The organism is Thermococcus eurythermalis (genome assembly GCF_000769655.1).
Classification (GTDB): Archaea; Methanobacteriota_B; Thermococci; order Thermococcales; family Thermococcaceae; genus Thermococcus; species Thermococcus eurythermalis.
In genome coordinates, this window is record NZ_CP008887.1 from 768,086 (window position 1) to 782,785 (window position 14,700).

General features: G+C 55.7%; 17 protein-coding genes. 8 read left to right on the forward strand and 9 right to left on the reverse strand.

What is annotated here, in order from left to right; all coding sequences use genetic code 11:
- Positions 1-42 precede the first annotated feature (42 nt).
- Positions 43-693 carry a neutral amino acid NAAT transporter SnatA gene (snatA, locus tag TEU_RS03995; protein ID WP_174412693.1) on the forward strand — a complete coding sequence of 217 codons (651 nt, stop codon included), beginning with the start codon at positions 43-45 and terminating at the stop codon, positions 691-693.
- A 49-nt stretch (positions 694-742) separates the two neighbouring features.
- The gene (locus tag TEU_RS04000; protein WP_050002561.1) at positions 743-1,024 is read left to right on the forward strand and encodes a family 4A encapsulin nanocompartment shell protein; all 282 of its coding nucleotides are present in this window, start codon (positions 743-745) and stop codon (positions 1,022-1,024) included.
- Here TEU_RS04000 and TEU_RS04005 read toward each other — a convergent pair.
- The 6 genes from TEU_RS04005 to TEU_RS04030 all read right to left on the reverse strand — a co-directional run bounded on the left by TEU_RS04005 (position 1,008) and on the right by TEU_RS04030 (position 4,511).
- Positions 1,008-1,925 (reverse strand): triphosphoribosyl-dephospho-CoA synthase, encoded by a 918-nt coding sequence (locus TEU_RS04005; protein ID WP_050002562.1) that lies wholly within the window; start codon positions 1,923-1,925, stop codon positions 1,008-1,010. The genes TEU_RS04000 and TEU_RS04005 overlap by 17 nt on opposite strands.
- Positions 1,926-2,153: a hypothetical protein gene (locus tag TEU_RS04010; RefSeq protein WP_050002563.1), complete on the reverse strand. Its 228-nt coding sequence runs from the start codon at positions 2,151-2,153 to the stop codon at positions 1,926-1,928.
- Position 2,154: 1 nt separating this feature from the next.
- Complete coding sequence (locus TEU_RS04015) at positions 2,155-2,565, reverse strand: PspC domain-containing protein (RefSeq protein WP_081947257.1); 411 nt, start codon at positions 2,563-2,565, stop codon at positions 2,155-2,157.
- A gap of 52 nt (positions 2,566-2,617) precedes the next feature.
- Positions 2,618-3,361 (reverse strand): hypothetical protein, encoded by a 744-nt coding sequence (locus TEU_RS04020; RefSeq protein WP_050002565.1) that lies wholly within the window; start codon positions 3,359-3,361, stop codon positions 2,618-2,620.
- 123 nt (positions 3,362-3,484) lie between these two features.
- Positions 3,485-3,985 carry a deglycase PfpI gene (gene pfpI, locus TEU_RS04025; RefSeq protein ID WP_050002566.1) on the reverse strand — a complete coding sequence of 167 codons (501 nt, stop codon included), beginning with the start codon at positions 3,983-3,985 and terminating at the stop codon, positions 3,485-3,487.
- A 70-nt stretch (positions 3,986-4,055) separates the two neighbouring features.
- Positions 4,056-4,511: an Lrp/AsnC family transcriptional regulator gene (locus tag TEU_RS04030; protein WP_050002567.1), complete on the reverse strand. Its 456-nt coding sequence runs from the start codon at positions 4,509-4,511 to the stop codon at positions 4,056-4,058.
- 114 nt (positions 4,512-4,625) lie between these two features.
- On the opposite strand from TEU_RS04030, the gene TEU_RS04035 reads away from it, so the two are divergent.
- Complete coding sequence (locus TEU_RS04035; RefSeq protein WP_050002568.1) at positions 4,626-5,792, forward strand: OBG GTPase family GTP-binding protein; 1,167 nt, start codon at positions 4,626-4,628, stop codon at positions 5,790-5,792.
- Here the strand turns inward: TEU_RS04035 and TEU_RS04040 are convergent.
- Positions 5,789-6,271 (reverse strand): hypothetical protein, encoded by a 483-nt coding sequence (locus tag TEU_RS04040; protein ID WP_050002569.1) that lies wholly within the window; start codon positions 6,269-6,271, stop codon positions 5,789-5,791. The two genes, TEU_RS04035 and TEU_RS04040, sit on opposite strands and share 4 nt — an antisense overlap.
- Before the next feature lie 150 nt (positions 6,272-6,421).
- Between TEU_RS04040 and TEU_RS04045 the strand changes: the two genes are divergently transcribed.
- The 5 genes from TEU_RS04045 to TEU_RS04065 all read left to right on the forward strand — a co-directional run bounded on the left by TEU_RS04045 (position 6,422) and on the right by TEU_RS04065 (position 12,329).
- Positions 6,422-6,601 carry a hypothetical protein gene (locus TEU_RS04045; RefSeq protein ID WP_050002570.1) on the forward strand — a complete coding sequence of 60 codons (180 nt, stop codon included), beginning with the start codon at positions 6,422-6,424 and terminating at the stop codon, positions 6,599-6,601.
- Entirely contained in the window at positions 6,598-8,217 is a 1,620-nt protein-coding gene (locus tag TEU_RS04050) for a sodium/proline symporter (protein ID WP_050002571.1), read from the forward strand. The genes TEU_RS04045 and TEU_RS04050 overlap by 4 nt, the downstream gene beginning before the upstream one ends.
- Before the next feature lie 161 nt (positions 8,218-8,378).
- Entirely contained in the window at positions 8,379-9,857 is a 1,479-nt protein-coding gene (locus tag TEU_RS04055; RefSeq protein ID WP_050002572.1) for an FAD-dependent oxidoreductase, read from the forward strand.
- 2 nt (positions 9,858-9,859) lie between these two features.
- A complete protein-coding gene (locus TEU_RS04060; RefSeq protein ID WP_050002573.1) occupies positions 9,860-11,020 on the forward strand; it encodes an NAD(P)/FAD-dependent oxidoreductase in 1,161 nt (386 codons plus the stop codon).
- Positions 11,021-11,090: 70 nt separating this feature from the next.
- Entirely contained in the window at positions 11,091-12,329 is a 1,239-nt protein-coding gene (locus tag TEU_RS04065; protein WP_050002574.1) for an MFS transporter, read from the forward strand.
- Here TEU_RS04065 and TEU_RS04070 read toward each other — a convergent pair.
- Complete coding sequence (locus TEU_RS04070) at positions 12,313-12,852, reverse strand: RNA 2'-phosphotransferase (RefSeq protein WP_050002575.1); 540 nt, start codon at positions 12,850-12,852, stop codon at positions 12,313-12,315. The genes TEU_RS04065 and TEU_RS04070 overlap by 17 nt on opposite strands.
- Before the next feature lie 30 nt (positions 12,853-12,882).
- Positions 12,883-14,628: an endonuclease/exonuclease/phosphatase family protein gene (locus TEU_RS04075; protein ID WP_050002576.1), complete on the reverse strand. Its 1,746-nt coding sequence runs from the start codon at positions 14,626-14,628 to the stop codon at positions 12,883-12,885.
- Positions 14,629-14,700 lie beyond the last annotated feature (72 nt).

Here is a 14,700-nt window from a genome sequence, read left to right on the forward strand (position 1 = left end):
TAGCTTTTTAAAGACAAGCTATCGTCCCCGGTTGGTGGTGTCATGGGGGATATCGTTGCCGTTCTCAAGTATCTTATAATACTGTACGGCGGTCTGTTCGCGATAACGAACCCTATTGGAGCCGTGCCAGTGTTTCTCGGCATTACCCACGACCTCAGCGTACGCGAGAGGAGAGAGATAGCCACAAAAACCGCCATAACAGTTATTGTGACCCTGGTGGTTTTTGCCCTCATAGGCCAGTGGATTTTCCGGTTCTTCGGTTCGAGCGTTGATGCCTTCGCCATAGCAGGGGGAATCCTGCTCTTCAGAATGGCAATGGATATGCTATCGGGCAAGCTATCCTCGGTTAAGATAAGCACCGAGGAGACCGAGGAGTTTGACGAGGAAGTCGTTACACTTGAGGAGGTCGCGATAATTCCCCTTGCAATCCCTCTAATCTCGGGCCCGGGTGCGATAACGACGGTGATGCTTTACATGGCGAAGGCAGGCGGCGTCATGGAAAGGGCCGTTGTCCTGTTGGGTATAATCCTGATCGGCATTACAGTATGGCTCGTCCTCTGCTCCGCCAACGTGATAAAGGCGCGCCTCGGCAGGGTGGGCATAAAGGTAATGACGAGGATGATGGGTCTGATACTGACCTCCATGGCCGTCCAGATGATTATAAACGGCATTAAGGGGGCTTTTGGCCTTTGATTTCCAAAACCCTTAAATCTTTTCTGTTGAACTATGTCCGGTGTCGAAAATGCGCGGAGACCTGATACGTGTTCTGAGCTCTGTTGAGGAGAAGGCAAACGAGCTGAGGCTTGACGGGTACGAGCCCGACGTTGTGCTCGTTGGGAAAAAGGCCTACGAGTTCATAAGAGAACAGGTGAACGAGGAGTTCGGTGGTGGGGAGGAAGTCCTTGAGCTTTCCGGGCTGAAGGTTCGGGTTCTTGAGGAGCTCGAAGGGGACGCCGTTGTTATAGACAGCAAAGCTCTTGGACTCGGCCTCGGCGGGGCGAAGCGCTTCAAGGTCGTCCTATAACCCTTCCGTCTCTCAGTTCTATCCTCAGTCCCCTCAGGACGAGCAGGCTGAGCGAGACCGCCATGATGTCGGCCAGGCTTCCGGGGTTCCTCAGGTCGCCCTTCTCCCGCATAAATTCATCGAACTCCTCCAGGCTCAGCTCTCCGTCGAGGACTTTCCTCGCGTTTTCCTGGACAAGCTTTGCCTCCTCTACGCCCGCTTTTCTTACGATGAGCGTGTCGAGGTTGTTTGCGAGCATCTCAACGAAAGCCCTTATGACGGCGTCTTCCAGGGGGAGCTCCCCTATCAGCTCATAGAGCCTGCCGAAGGTCGAGTAGCTCAGCTCGTATTCGTTGAGCCACTCGCAGAATATCATCTCCCTCTCACAGCTCATCTCGGCGAGCCTCGCCAGGTTTATCCCGTCCTGGAAAAGCTCCCTGAAGGAGTCGTCGGAATAGACGTCGTACTTGACGCCGCTCGGAATTCCCTTGGGGTTGGCAATCCTTATCGCCCTGTAGAACTCCATCGTGTCCCTGACGGTTGACTCCTCTATCAAGAGCCTCGCCTTTTTCCTAGCGTCGAGCATGTTTTTCCCAATGGCCATTCCCATGATGAGCGGAATTGAGAGTGCGATAATGCCGAAGTTGGGGTTGGCGTCCTGGGCCTCGCGCGAGGCTTTGACAGCCCGTTTTATAAGCTCCCCAAGCCCTGCCTCACGGGGCTCAAGTATGCCCTTTCTCAGGAGTTCCGCGGTCTTCACAGCCTCGTAATAGACCCCCGTGACGGCGGTCTCGGCGAAGAGGAAGTGGTAAAAGGTCAAATCCTCGAAGTCCCTGAAGCGGCTTACGTTGCCGGGCTTTGGTATGGCCGCCTCAAGGAGGGGGCCGAGGGTGAAGGCCCTGACGATTTTCCACCGCTCCATTCACACCACCAGGTACAGGAGCAGGTAGATGAGGTAGAGGGCCAGCACGACTTTTCTGGCGGTTTTCTTCGTCAGCGTGTAGAGTCCGAGGGCCATCAGCGTAACGCCCCAGAAGGCGTCCTTTATCGCCCCCGCGTAGGGCTGGAGCCAGGCTATGGGCTCTGGGTTGAACTGCTTCAGCAGGAGAAGGAGCCCGAGGAAAACGAAGATTAGCCCAAGCGTCCTCACTTCAATCACCCTCCGCGAGCAGTATTATGCCTATGATGAGGAGCACAACGGCGAGAAGCGTTGTTCCCCCTATGGGGCCAACTATTATGGGGAACAGGGGCTTTGCCACGAGGGCCGCGCCGAGCACTATAAGTATTATCGCGAGGGTCTTGGTGTCTCCGTTCGAAATTATCTCGTTGGCCCGCTTTTCGGTTTCCTCCGCCAGCTCGCTGAGCCTCTCTTCGAGAGGAGTCCCCTCGCACTCTTCTTCCGGCATTATGATGGCGAGCAGGAAGTAGAGCAGTGTCATGGCGACGGGGTTGAACACCAGCAGGACGGCGAATATGACCCTGAGCAGCGTTGGGTCTACGTCGAGGTACTCCGCTATGCCTCCTATAACCCCAAGAAAGACCCTGTTCCGACGGGATCTCACAAGTCTTTTTTCCCTCATTTTTCTTTCCCAAAAAATAGGGGGGTGTGAGGGCTTAAAAGTCATTCCCTACTACAATGTCACCGATTATGTCGTTCACTCTGATTAGGACGGTGCCTTTGTCGCCTCTGGCCCTGTTGGTCACGTCCCCAATGATGTCCCCGTCCTCGACTGCGATGACCGCCTCAAACCCCGTGGGGACCGTTATGGTGATATCTCCAATCACGTCGTTTATGGTCGTCCTCTTCGCGACCCTGAGGGAGATGTCACCCACGACGTCGGAGATGCGGTAGCCGTTCCATGAAGTCCCTGCGACGTTTCCGACGATGTCCGTGAGCTCGACACTGCCGGCTTCAGCGGCCACCCTGACTTCTCCAACGACATCATAGACGTCAATGCCCAGCAGCCCCTCCGGGACTTCCACTATAACGGTGCCGTTCGTGTAGTCGGAGCACAGGTTTTTGGTAGATGTCCCTATAATGTTGGATACCGTTCTGTGAGGGCAGTAAACGGTGAGGACTCCCTTTTCGACCGTGAAGTTCAGCGGGAGGTTGCTTTTGAGAACAATCTTGGAGGTGTTGGCTGAAACGATGACTACCTCTCCGACCACTTCCTTAACGGTTAGTGCAGAGGCGTTGAACTCGCCGACTTCCACAACCGCCCCCGCAACCTTTTTTGTAGTCACCCAGCCTACGTGGACGTCCCCTTTGAGGGCCAAGGCTGTGAGCGTTGCTCCAAGGAGAAATGCCGTAATCACCACACCCAGAGCTACCCCAACGAGGCCTCCCCTTAGCTTCATGCACAACACCTGTGAAACGGTCTTCACTTTTCCGTATAAAGTTTACGCTTGGCGAGGGTTGCACTTTTCAACGAAGACAAAAGTTCCACACTTCAGAGCAAAAGTCATAAAGAAAAGCCTGGGTCAGCGGAGGAGCTTGACGAACTCCCTCATCCAGGCGTAGAGGTCGCCGGGGTGCCTTGAGCTTACCCAGTTGCCGTCAACGACGACGGGCTCGTCCACCCACTCGACACCGGCGTTCCTCATGTCGTCCCGTATCCCCGCGTAGCTCGTTCCCCTTCTGCCTTTAAGGACGCCGGCTGAGATGAGTATCTGGGGCCCGTGGCAGATGGTGGCGACGGGTTTTCCGTCCTCGAACATCTTTTTGGCTATTGAGACTGCTTTCTCGTTTAGTCTCACGCGCTCTGGGGCCCTCCCGCCCGGTAGAACAAGGGCGTCGAATTCATCGGGGTCAACCTCGTCGAAGCTCAGCTGAACCTCGACGGTGTAGCCGTGCTTTCCTGTAATCTTCCCGCGCTCAAAGCTTGCTATGTACACCTCGTGGCCCTCTTCTTTTATCCTGTGAAGCGGGTAAATCAGCTCAACGTCCTCAAACTCGTTGGCACTGAGAAACAGAACCTTCACTTCAATCACCCCCTAACGTTCGGAGAGAAATAGAAACAGGTGCTTAATAACACTTTCTGGACAAAAATGGTTAAAGTGGAAGCTCTGTGGTCTCCTTGTGGGCCTTGAGGACGACCATAGTGTGCGTTGAGTCCACGCCCTCTATCTCCCCAATTCTGTCCAGGAACTCGTTGAGCTCCTCACTGCTCTTCGTCCTGATTTTGACGAGCATGTCGTAGTCTCCCGTTGTCTCGTAAACCTCGCATATCTGAGGGTACTTTTTGAGCTCATCGGCAACGTGGCTGTACATTCCGGCCTTCGCCTTTATCAGAATGAAGGCAAGGATTTTGAAGCTCAGGGCCTCTGGATCGAGAATGACGGTGAACTTCTTTATTATTCCCCTGTCTTTTAACTTCTTTATGCGCTCGTAGATGGTTGATTCGGCGAGCCCAACCTCCTTAGAAATCTCACGGAGGGGCGTTCTGCTGTTCTTCTGGAGTATCATGAGAATTTTCCTGTCGACTTCATCAAGGCCGCTCCTCGTCATTTTCACCACCATCACGGAAAATTTTCGGAAATATTTATAAATTTGCCGATTCTCGGCAACCATATGTTTATAAAATGCCGTCAGTCTTTTAACTTTGGCAGGGGGTGAGCAGGAATGCCAACGAACGTGACAGCGGAATACCTGGCCGCGGAAGAGGAGTACAGGAACGCCAAGACTATTCCGGAGAAGATTCGCGCCCTTGAGAAAATGTATGCAACCGTCCCAAAGCACAAGGGGACGGAGAAGCTTCGCCTTCAGATAAAGAGAAAGCTGGCCGAGCTGAGAAAAGAGCTTGAGAAGCAGAGGCAGGTTCGCAAGGGCGGCGGCGGGCCGTCAATAGCGGTGAGGAAGGAAGGTGCCGCCCAGATAGTCTTAGCTGGTCTTCCAAACGTCGGTAAGAGCTCCCTGCTGAAGGCCCTCACCAACGTTGATGCCGAGGTCGCGGACTACGCTTTCACTACTGTTAAGCCAATCCCCGGAATGATGCACCACAAGGACGTCCAGATACAACTAGTTGAGGTTCCGGGCCTCGTTGAGGGTGCCGCCCTCGGAAAGGGCATGGGGCCCCAGCTCCTCAGCGTCATCAGGAACGCCGACGCGATAGCTATAGTCGTTGACCTGTCCAAAGACCCTATTAAACAGATGGAAATCCTTCTCCGGGAGTTCGAGAGGGCAGGAATAAAGGTCAACAAGAAGAAGCCTAAGGTTGAAATAAAGAGGACGGCCATGGGTGGAATCGTCATCAACGGCCAGGAGAACATCAAGGGTGACATCCAGGAAGTCATGAAGATGCTCAGGGAGGAGAGGATACACTCCGCTGAAATCACCGTTAAGGAGCCCGTGACGCTTGAGGAGTTCTCTGATGCGATTGATGAGAGCCTCGTGTGGAGGAGGGCGATAATCATAGCCAACAAGGGCGACGCCCCAGGTAGCAAGGAGAACTACGAGCGCTTAGTGAAAGCCTACGGAGACCGCTTCAAAATCGTCCCAATATCTGCAAAGAAGGGCATAAACCTTGAGGAACTCAAGGACGAGCTCTACGATTTGGCCGGAATCATCCGCGTCTTTACCAAGAGCCCGGGCGAGGAGCCTGCCTATCCGCCGGTGGCGCTCAAGAGGGGCTCGACCGTTATGGACTTAGCCGAGAGGATTCACAAGGACTTCGCCAAGAACTTCCGCTACGCCCGCGTCTGGGGCAAGAGCGTTAAGTTCCCGGGCCAGAGGGTCGGAGCAGACCACGTGCTCGAAGATGGGGACATAGTGGAAATCCACGCCCGCTAACGGCAGAGTGGCCCCTTGCAGGTTCGCTTCCCTTTTCCTGCTAGGACGTCGAGGCTGTACTCACTTCCGTCGAGGCTGTCGAGAATTATCTTAGTCCCATCTCTCTCAAAAATCCAGAAGACCTTGTAGGCGAGCTCGTCCCGGACGACTTCAATCCTCGGGAGCCACCACGAAATCACGCGCGAGTTTCCCCAGGTTATGGCGCTCTCAAAGGCCTTCATTCTGGCTTCCTCGTCGTCAACGAGGGGTTCCATCACGTTCTTTTCATCGACTTCCCACTTCTGGAGTTCAATGAAGCCCTCTCCCCGCTCTGCTCCGAGGCGGTATAGGTCAACGTAGGCGAAGTAATCAAAAACCCTGTCGCTCATTCCGAGCCTTCTGTAGTAAAGCCTGAGGTGGTATACCCTGTAGGGATACAAAACGAAGTTTGATTCCGTCTCGGGGCGGAATATGGGTTTCATGACTTTTACGGTCTTCATACACAACACCGCACCAGTATTGTGCTAACTCGGCATTTTGGGCTCTTCACAAAACATCAACTCATAGTTTCTAACGATAGGTTTATAACTTTTTGGCAACAATATACAACGCTGGTCATTAGCCAGCATATGTATTCAGGGGGGTCCAATATGGGACTAAGTGCCGGTGGATGGGCATTGCTAGTGGTTCCGACCCTTTTGGGAATAGCAACGATGTTCCTCTACGGTTTCTGGGACAAAATAACAGGGAAGGAGTACTACGTGGACGAAGAGATTCTTGCCTACGACGAAGACCTCGTTGAAGAACTTAAGAAGGAGGGTAAGGCATGAACAGCGGTATCCTCTTTGGTTTTCTGGTCTACCTGGCTCTGCTCGCTTATATCGGTTGGTGGGCCAACCGTTACACCAAAACAGAAGACCAGTATTTCGTCGGTGGGAGAAAAGTCCATGTTCTGGCTGCAACCCTCTCCGACAAGGCCAGCGACTTCTCGGGCTGGCTGATGCTTGGCTACCCTGGAAGCGCCTTCAAGGCAGGCCTCGGTGCCTTCTGGGCAGGTATCGGATGCCTTTTTGGCACCCTTGCGGACTACGTCCTCATAGGGCCCAGGCTGAGAATCTACGCCGGTAAGTTCAGGGCAATAACGGTTCCAGACTACCTGGAAGCCAGGCTGAAAGACAACACCAAGCTGATCAGGCTTCTAAGCGCACTGATAATCATAATCTTCATGACCGCATACGTTGCCGCGCAGTTTACTGCCGGCGGAAAGACCTTTGCGGAGGGCTTCGGAATCAGCGACAACACTGGAATCATCATCACGGTGATAATCCTCACCGCCTACGTTATAACCGGTGGCTTCTTCGCGGTGGTCTGGACGGACGTAGTCCAGGCAATGTTCATGCTCCTGACTCTGATAATTGTCCCCTTCCTGGCGCTCTCCAAGATAGGAGGTTTCGACAAGGCGACCGCGCTAATAGCCCAGGCCGATCCGGCAAAGCTCGACCCGTTTGGAGGGGCCACCGGCTGGGCGGCGATAATCTTTGCAATCGGCTATGCGTCCTGGATAGTTGGCTACCTCGGCCAGCCCCACATAGTCACGCGCTACATGAGCGTTGAAGACCCGAGGAAGCTCAGAAGGCCGGGTATCTTCATTAGTGGAACCTGGACCATAATTGTCCTCTGGGGAGCTTTCTTCGCCGGGTTCCTCGGCTTCGCGATGTACCAGGCGGGCATGCTTAACGTCAGCGACCCGGAGAAGGTAATCCCTGCTATGGCCGTTGAGCTGATGCCCAGCTGGCTGGCCGGCTTCGTCATAGCGGGAATCATATCGGCCGTCATGAGCACTGCTGATTCCCAGTTGCTCGTGGCATCTTCTGCCATAGCAAGGGACTTCTACCACAAGGTCCTCGGCAAGGAGGTCGGCAAGAAACAGATGGTTAACATCTCCAGGCTTGTCGTCGCCGGCGTCGCCATCGTTGGCCTCTGGTTCGCGCTGACCGGGCCTAAGGTTATCTACCAGATGGTCGCTACCGCGTGGGGTGGCCTTGCCGTCGGCTTTGGCCCGATACTCACACTGAGCCTGTGGTGGAAGCGCGTCACCAAGGAGGGCGGAATAGTCGGCATGGCCTACGGCCTCATCAGCGAGGTCATCTTTGAGGCGAAGATTTACGGATGGGCCTTCAACCCCGATGCCCCCGGAATCTTCGGCACGATAGGCTCATGGTTCAACGGTGTCCCGGTGTTCTTCATCAACTTCTTCATAACGCTCTTCATTATCATAGTCGTCAGCCTCATTACCAAGCCCCCAGAAGACGTCGTTAAGCTCCACGAGGAGCTCTTCAGGAAGGTTCCCATAGAGGGAACCAACAAGAAGAGCATCACCGAAACCAGGGCCAAGAGCCAGGTTGAAAACGTAGCCGAGTTCGTCCTGGCAAAGGGTATGGTTTGATTCTACGTTTTTCCTTATTCCCTCTTCTGGGGCAGTGTGGCCTGGGTTCATCTCAGTGTTAAACCAAACCAATGGTTCTAAACCATTTTTGGGCAACCTAACGTTTATAAACATTGATGCATAATTTCGAACGCTGACCTAAAATTCTTCGAGGTGGGAGCATGAGACCGCTCGACCTGACGGAAAAGGACCCTTCTAAGAAGGTTACAATCTACCTGGACGGAAAACCGTACGAGGCCTACGAGGGGGAAAAGTTCCCCGTCGCAATGCTCGCAAACGGCGTTTACTGGCTCACGACGAGCAGTGAAGGGAGGCACAGGGGTGCGTTCACATTTGGGCCCGTCCCGGTCACTGTTAACGGCGTAAAGAACATCAATGGAAGGAAGCTCAAGGTAACGGACGGAATGAGGATAGAGAGGCAGACCTACACCGATTTCCAGGAGCAGGTTGAAATAGATGAAGGAAAGCCCGTCCTCCAGTACGTCGTTGATGTCGCAGTTATCGGCGCCGGCCCCGCCGGTTTGGGCGTCATCAAGGAAATCGGCGGCAGGCTTACCACGGCACTGATCGAGGAAAAGGGCTGGCTCGGCGGTGACCTGAAGCTCAAGGGCGTCAAGCAGGAGGGCTTTGGCGACCCGAAAGAGGCCCTGGAGGAGCTTACTGAGCTCCCGGAGAACACCCGTGTTTTCCTTGGAACGGCCGCACTCGGCGTTTTTGATAAGGGCGAATACTTCCTCGTCCCTGCAGTTAGGGACGACCAGCTCATCGAGATAATGGCCAAGCGCGTCGTTCTGGCAACTGGAGCCGTTGACTCGATAATGCTCTTCGAGAACAACGACTACCCCGGCGTCTTCAGGAGAGCAGATGCCCTTGAGGTCATCAACGTCTGGGGAGTCGCCCCCGGGAAAAAGGTCGCCGTCGTCGGCGCGTTTCCGGAGGAGATAACGGCCGAGCTCGACCGATGGGGAATCGAGTACGTTGTGGTGCCGAACCCCAAGCGCGTGGAAGGAGACGACAGGGTGGAGCGCCTCATCGACTGGAACGGCAACAGCTACGAAGTAGATGCGGTTATAATGGCCGATGGAAGGATTCCGGACATCAACCCCGTGACCCAGGCCGGCGGGAAGCTGAGGTTCAAGCGCGGCTACTACATGCCGGTTCTCAACTCCCAGCACAGGATACGCGATGGAATATACGTCGCCGGAAGCGCCGTTTCAATAAAGCCCCACTACGCCAACTACCTCGAAGGAAGGCTCGTTGGGGCGTATCTCCTCCAGGAGTTCGGCTTTGAGGCGGAGCCGTGCGTCTACGAGGAGAAGCTGAAGGAATACGAGCCGATTGCAAGGCCCCTTCCGCGCCTTCCGCTCGATGAGCTGAGCGGAGAGGACGTGCAGATATGCGGCTGTGGGGTCACGCTGAAGAAGGTTGACGACGTCGTGAAGAGCGGCATAACCGACCTCCAGATAATCAAAAGGCTGACCCATCTCGCCATGGGCTTCTGCCAAGGAAGGTACTGCCTCTTCAACGGCGCTCTTCTAACTTCACAGAGGAGCGGGACGCCAATGGACAGGCTCGACATTCCCGTTGCGAGGCCGCCGATTAAGAACGTGAAGATGAAGGTTGTCGCAGGGAGGGATTGAAGATGCCGACGAGGGAGCTTCCGGAAAAGAGCGAAATAACTATCATCGGTGGGGGAATCGTTGGGGTCACGATAGCACACGAGCTCGCCAAGCGCGGTGAGGAAGTCACTGTCATAGAGAAGCGCTTCATCGGTTCAGGTTCTACCTTCCGCTGTGGGACGGGCATAAGGCAGCAGTTCAACGACGAGGCGAACGTCCAGGTCATGAAGCGCTCGGTTGAGCTGTGGAAGCGCTATAGTGAAGAGTACGGCTTCCCCTTCGAGCAGACGGGCTACCTCTTCCTGCTCTACGACGACGAAGAGGTGGAGACCTTCAAGCGCAACATCGCAATACAGAACAGGTTCGGCGTCCCCACGAGGCTCATAACGCCAGAGGAGGCCAAGGAGATAGTTCCCCTCCTGGACATAAGCGAGGTTATCGCCGCTTCCTGGAACCCGACCGACGGAAAGGCCGACCCGTTCCACTCGACGACCAAGTTCGCCCTCCACGCCGAGGAGTTCGGGGCGAGGCTGGTGGAGTACACTGAGGTCAAAGACTTCATAATCAAGAACGGCGAGATTAAGGGCCTGAAAACCACCAGGGGCACGATCAAAACCGGCATCGTCATCAACGCCACCAACGCCTGGGCCAAGCTCATCAACGCCATGGCGGGAATAGGCGTGAAGATTCCGATAGAGCCCTACAAGCACCAGGCGGTCATAACCCAGCCCATAAAGAAGGGCTCCATAAAGCCGATGGTCATCTCCTTCAAGTACGGTCACGCTTACTTAACTCAGACGGCCCACGGCGGTGTCGTCGGCGGTGTCGGTTACGAGCTCGGCCCGACCTACGACCTGAACCCCACCTACGAGTTTCTGCGCGAGGTGAGCTACTACTTCACCAAGATAATCCCCGCCCTGAGGGAGCTCCTCATACTTAGAACCTGGGCGGGATACTACGCCAAGACCCCTGACAGCAACCCTGCCATCGGAAAAATCGAGGAGCTGAGCGACTACTACATTGCTGCCGGCTTCAGTGGACACGGCTTCATGATGGCACCCGCTGTTGCGGAGATGGTCGCAGACATCATCACGAAGGGCAAGACCGACCTGCCCGTCGAGTGGTACGACCCTTACCGCTTCGAGCGCGGGGAGCTGCGCGGACAGGCCCTCCAGATGGGCTGACGCCATGCTCTAAACTTTTTCTTACCATTTCGACGGAAATTTTATAAATCTCCCACCTCTTCTCCCTGAGATGAGCAGGCGAGAGCTGGTTGTTACCCAGGGAAAGCGTGAAAAGACCCTTAAACTCAAAAAGCTCCGGGTTAAACGGAAGAATATTGTCGTTCTAGCGGTAGCTATGTTCCTCGCCAACATGTCATTCGGAATGGCCTTCCCTTACCTTGGCGTCTACATGCGCCTTCTTGGTGCGAGCATGTTCATGGTGGGCCTTCTGAGCGTTGCTTTCAACCTGACATCTACGGTCTTTCAGTACCCCTTCGGCTGGCTCTCCGATTCTACAGGTGACAGGAAGAGCTTCATAGCCTTTGGCCTGGCCTCGACGGGCCTCTTTTACACGGCCATGGCCTTCGTTGGCTCCGCGACCGGCGTCCTAATCCTCAGGACGCTCCAGGGGACGTTTGGGTCAGCGATGACGCCGGCCCACTCGGCCCTCATCTCGGAGCTCTCGACGAGGGCAGGCTCGATATTTGGCCTCTTCAACTCCATCGAGAACGCCGGCTACATGGTTGGTAACTTCCTCGGCTCGGCGATAGTGGAATACGCCGGCATCAGGAAACTCTTCATAATCTCGGGCGTCATACTGTTCGTTTCGGCCGGGATAGTGCTCATGATCCGCGAGCGCCCGGCCGGCAGGCGCTCCCTCCTCGGAATGATCCTAGTCCAGGAGGGCAGGGAGAGCTGGAGGGCGACCGTCAAGGGTTCTGCCTTCAGGAAGCTCATGCGCGGGCACCTGGGGCCCTTCTACGTGACGGTGTTCCTCGTGATGGTGGCGAGCGGGCAGTTCTACAGCGTCTCCTCGGTCTACTTCGAGGAGGTCTTCGGCGGGTGGAGCGTGGGTGTGATTTTCGGTATCGAGAGCCTCGCCGCCGCCCTTACCGGCTACTTCCTTGGAAAGCTTATAGACCGGCACGGGGCCAAGAGGTTCTACCTCATTGCCATAGCCGGCTACGGCCTGGCGTTCCTGCTCTACGCGCTCGTTAGAAACGTCTGGCTCGTGTTCGGAGTGGCTTTTCTCTCCGGCGTCAAGTGGATACTCACCATAAACTCAACGTCCACATACGTCGCCCAGAACGTCAAGGTCAGCGAGAGGGCCCAGGGAATGGGCCTCCTCAACGCTATGATGAGCCTTGGCTGGGTGGTTGGGCCGCTCCTTGGAGGCTACCTCTCGGGAATAAGCTTCACGCTGAACTTCCTCAGCACGCTGATACCTCTGGGGTTGGCCTTCGTCCTGGCGCTTAGACTGCCGGGGTGATGCACTCTGGAGGAACTCTCTCAACTATCCTCACGTTCTTTCCAGCCTTGTAGATTTTCAGTCCCTTCTTCCTCAGGCAGTCTGCGTCAATAATCAGGAGCACAACGTCCCGCCCGTGCCGTCTGCCGGTCTCTATAGCCTCGCTCCTGCTCGTGCTCAGGTGGACGAACTGCCTCCTCATCGGCTTCAACCCCTCGTGCATGATGCTCTCAAGATTTCTCCTTGGCGTGCCGTGGTAAAGAACCCTCGACTCCCTGTCCGCCTCGTGGTTCAATGAGACCGGAAAGCTGTGGCCGTAGCGGGCGCGGATTTTGTCGCCTCTAATCTCGTAGCGACCCTTTGTGTCCCGGGCAACTATCTCACGCACGAATTTCTCTGTAACGTCTGGATAAACCGTCTGAAGGGCCTTTACGAGTTCATCGAGCGGGACAAAGCCCTCAGCGTCCGGTTTAAGCCCGAACTCCTCTGGAGAATGGCGGAGTATGTAGGCCATGAGCTTGCTGACCTTTGTCCTCGACGGCATGTAGAAAAGTGGAAAGGGGAGATAAAAACCTCACGGCAGCTCAATGAGTGCCCATACAGGCCTGTGGTCGGACACCTCAACGTCGCAGAGGCAGCCGTAGTCTTTGACCTCCGCTGGCCAGTCTTTCTTGAGCAGGATGTAATCGATGTTCTCCCTGTCCACTACATCACCGCGCTTCCAGAGGAAGGTATAAGGCGGTCTCTCTGAGAATGCGTCCCTGTACTCGCGGGTGAGTATTTTTATGGCCTCCTCGTCGGGCTCTGCGTTGGTGTCGCCGGCGATGATGTGTGCTACCGGCGGTTCCCTGGCGAACTTCAGGAGCTCCTCCGCCTGCATGGCCCTCTCTTCCTCGCTGAGCCCCATGTGGACGTTGATGACCGTCAGACCGAGCTCTTCAATCGTCACCTTCTGGGCCGGCCTCGCCTGGCCGACGCTCTTAAGGTTCAGCTCCCCCTCGGTCTTCATGTGCCAGTGGGAGAAGACCGCCACACCGTAAGTGCCTTCAACTGTCGGCTTGTACTCGTAGGCGTAGCCTAGGTATGCTGAGACAAAGAGCGGGACGTCCTGGTAGCCGTTGCCTATCATTCCCCCCACAACTTCCTGCCCCGCCCAGATGTCCGGCTTCTGCTCCCTCAGGAGGTTCACAAGCTCATAGCCGTTGAAAGCCCCGTCGTAGGGCCCGAAGCCCTGGTGGACGTTGTACGTCCAGATTACGACTTCCTTCTTGGCCTCGGCGTAGCTCGGTCCTGGGTGGAAGAGCGCCAGAACTATGAGCGAAGCGACTGCAAGGCCGCCGAGCGTGCCCGCTGTCTCCCTCGTGGTTGGAAGGCTCACCTCGCTGTGCTTTCTATATGTAGAAAGCGCGTAGACGAGAGACGCGGCAAAAATCAGGGCCTCAAGCCTGTCCTCCATGAAGGGCAGGCCGATGTCCCTGCCGACGTATGTACCCAGTGCGAGGGTCGAGACGATGAACAGGTAAACCGCCCCAATGACCCCCCATTTGCTGCCCTTAGCACTCTCAAGAAGGGCGATAGCCGATGCCAGGGCAAGGGGGAGGCCCACCAGCGAGAGTGGCTTCAGGAAGAGCGTGGCAGAGCCGAGGACGAGCAGTGCCGTTGCAACGCCCTGCCTCTTGGAGAGGTAGGGACCCAGCAGCAGCGCGAGGGCTATCACGAAGGAGAAGCCCACGAACGTTGGGAGGTAATAGACTTTGATTCCGGAGTAGCGGAGCACAGCGTTTGGGTATATCAGGCCAAGCTCAAGGAGCGCCGCGAAGGTATAGAGTTCGAATCCTGGCTTCTTAAGCGTCCCTGGCTCTTTTGAGAGGGTATACGCACCCAGGAGCATGAAAACAGCGAGTATAATCCTTGTATGGGGGGTGTCGGCGGGTTCTGCCCCAACGGCCAGCACGCGGAGGCCGAGGTCGGCCACGAGGCCCATGGCCAGGTATTTCACTTCAATCTCCTTCACGAGGGTCAGAGCAACAGGGAGTGCAAACGCCGCGAGGAGGTGGGTGTATTCCGTCGCGTCGGTGGCGAGGAGCGCGAGGGCATACGCCGCGATTATGGCCGCTCCCGATTTTCTGCTCAGCCTCCCCACAACCAGTGCGGCGATTATGAACAGCGCCACTCCGAGTGCGGAGGGGAATTTCATGCCGTAAAAGAACGTCTTCTCGAGGCTGGAGTAGGCGCCGGCAACGAACACCCTGAGGGATGAGGCCAGCAGTACCCCTGTTCCAATACCCAGCAGGATTTTACCCTTAACCTCTACGTTCATGGCAACCACCTAAAGCCAAAATTGTCAAAAACGGCACTTAAACTTTGTTGGGCCTGATGATAGAAATGTAAG

What these genes read in the sequence shown, in the direction of transcription:
- TEU_RS04075 (WP_050002576.1), bottom strand. Translation starts at nt 14,628, where the DNA reads ATGAACGTAGAGGTTAAGGGTAAAATCCTGCTGGGTATTGGAACAGGG.
- TEU_RS04030 (WP_050002567.1), bottom strand. Translation starts at nt 4,511, where the DNA reads ATGACGAGGAGCGGCCTTGATGAAGTCGACAGGAAAATTCTCATGATA.
- TEU_RS04060 (WP_050002573.1), top strand. Translation starts at nt 9,860, where the DNA reads ATGCCGACGAGGGAGCTTCCGGAAAAGAGCGAAATAACTATCATCGGT.
- TEU_RS04050 (WP_050002571.1), top strand. Translation starts at nt 6,598, where the DNA reads ATGAACAGCGGTATCCTCTTTGGTTTTCTGGTCTACCTGGCTCTGCTC.
- TEU_RS04040 (WP_050002569.1), bottom strand. Translation starts at nt 6,271, where the DNA reads ATGAAGACCGTAAAAGTCATGAAACCCATATTCCGCCCCGAGACGGAA.
- TEU_RS04045 (WP_050002570.1), top strand. Translation starts at nt 6,422, where the DNA reads ATGGGACTAAGTGCCGGTGGATGGGCATTGCTAGTGGTTCCGACCCTT.
- TEU_RS04035 (WP_050002568.1), top strand. Translation starts at nt 4,626, where the DNA reads ATGCCAACGAACGTGACAGCGGAATACCTGGCCGCGGAAGAGGAGTAC.
- TEU_RS04005 (WP_050002562.1), bottom strand. Translation starts at nt 1,925, where the DNA reads ATGGAGCGGTGGAAAATCGTCAGGGCCTTCACCCTCGGCCCCCTCCTT.
- snatA (WP_174412693.1), top strand. Translation starts at nt 43, where the DNA reads ATGGGGGATATCGTTGCCGTTCTCAAGTATCTTATAATACTGTACGGC.
- TEU_RS04055 (WP_050002572.1), top strand. Translation starts at nt 8,379, where the DNA reads ATGAGACCGCTCGACCTGACGGAAAAGGACCCTTCTAAGAAGGTTACA.
- TEU_RS04000 (WP_050002561.1), top strand. Translation starts at nt 743, where the DNA reads ATGCGCGGAGACCTGATACGTGTTCTGAGCTCTGTTGAGGAGAAGGCA.
- TEU_RS04065 (WP_050002574.1), top strand. Translation starts at nt 11,091, where the DNA reads ATGAGCAGGCGAGAGCTGGTTGTTACCCAGGGAAAGCGTGAAAAGACC.
- TEU_RS04020 (WP_050002565.1), bottom strand. Translation starts at nt 3,361, where the DNA reads ATGAAGCTAAGGGGAGGCCTCGTTGGGGTAGCTCTGGGTGTGGTGATT.
- TEU_RS04070 (WP_050002575.1), bottom strand. Translation starts at nt 12,852, where the DNA reads ATGCCGTCGAGGACAAAGGTCAGCAAGCTCATGGCCTACATACTCCGC.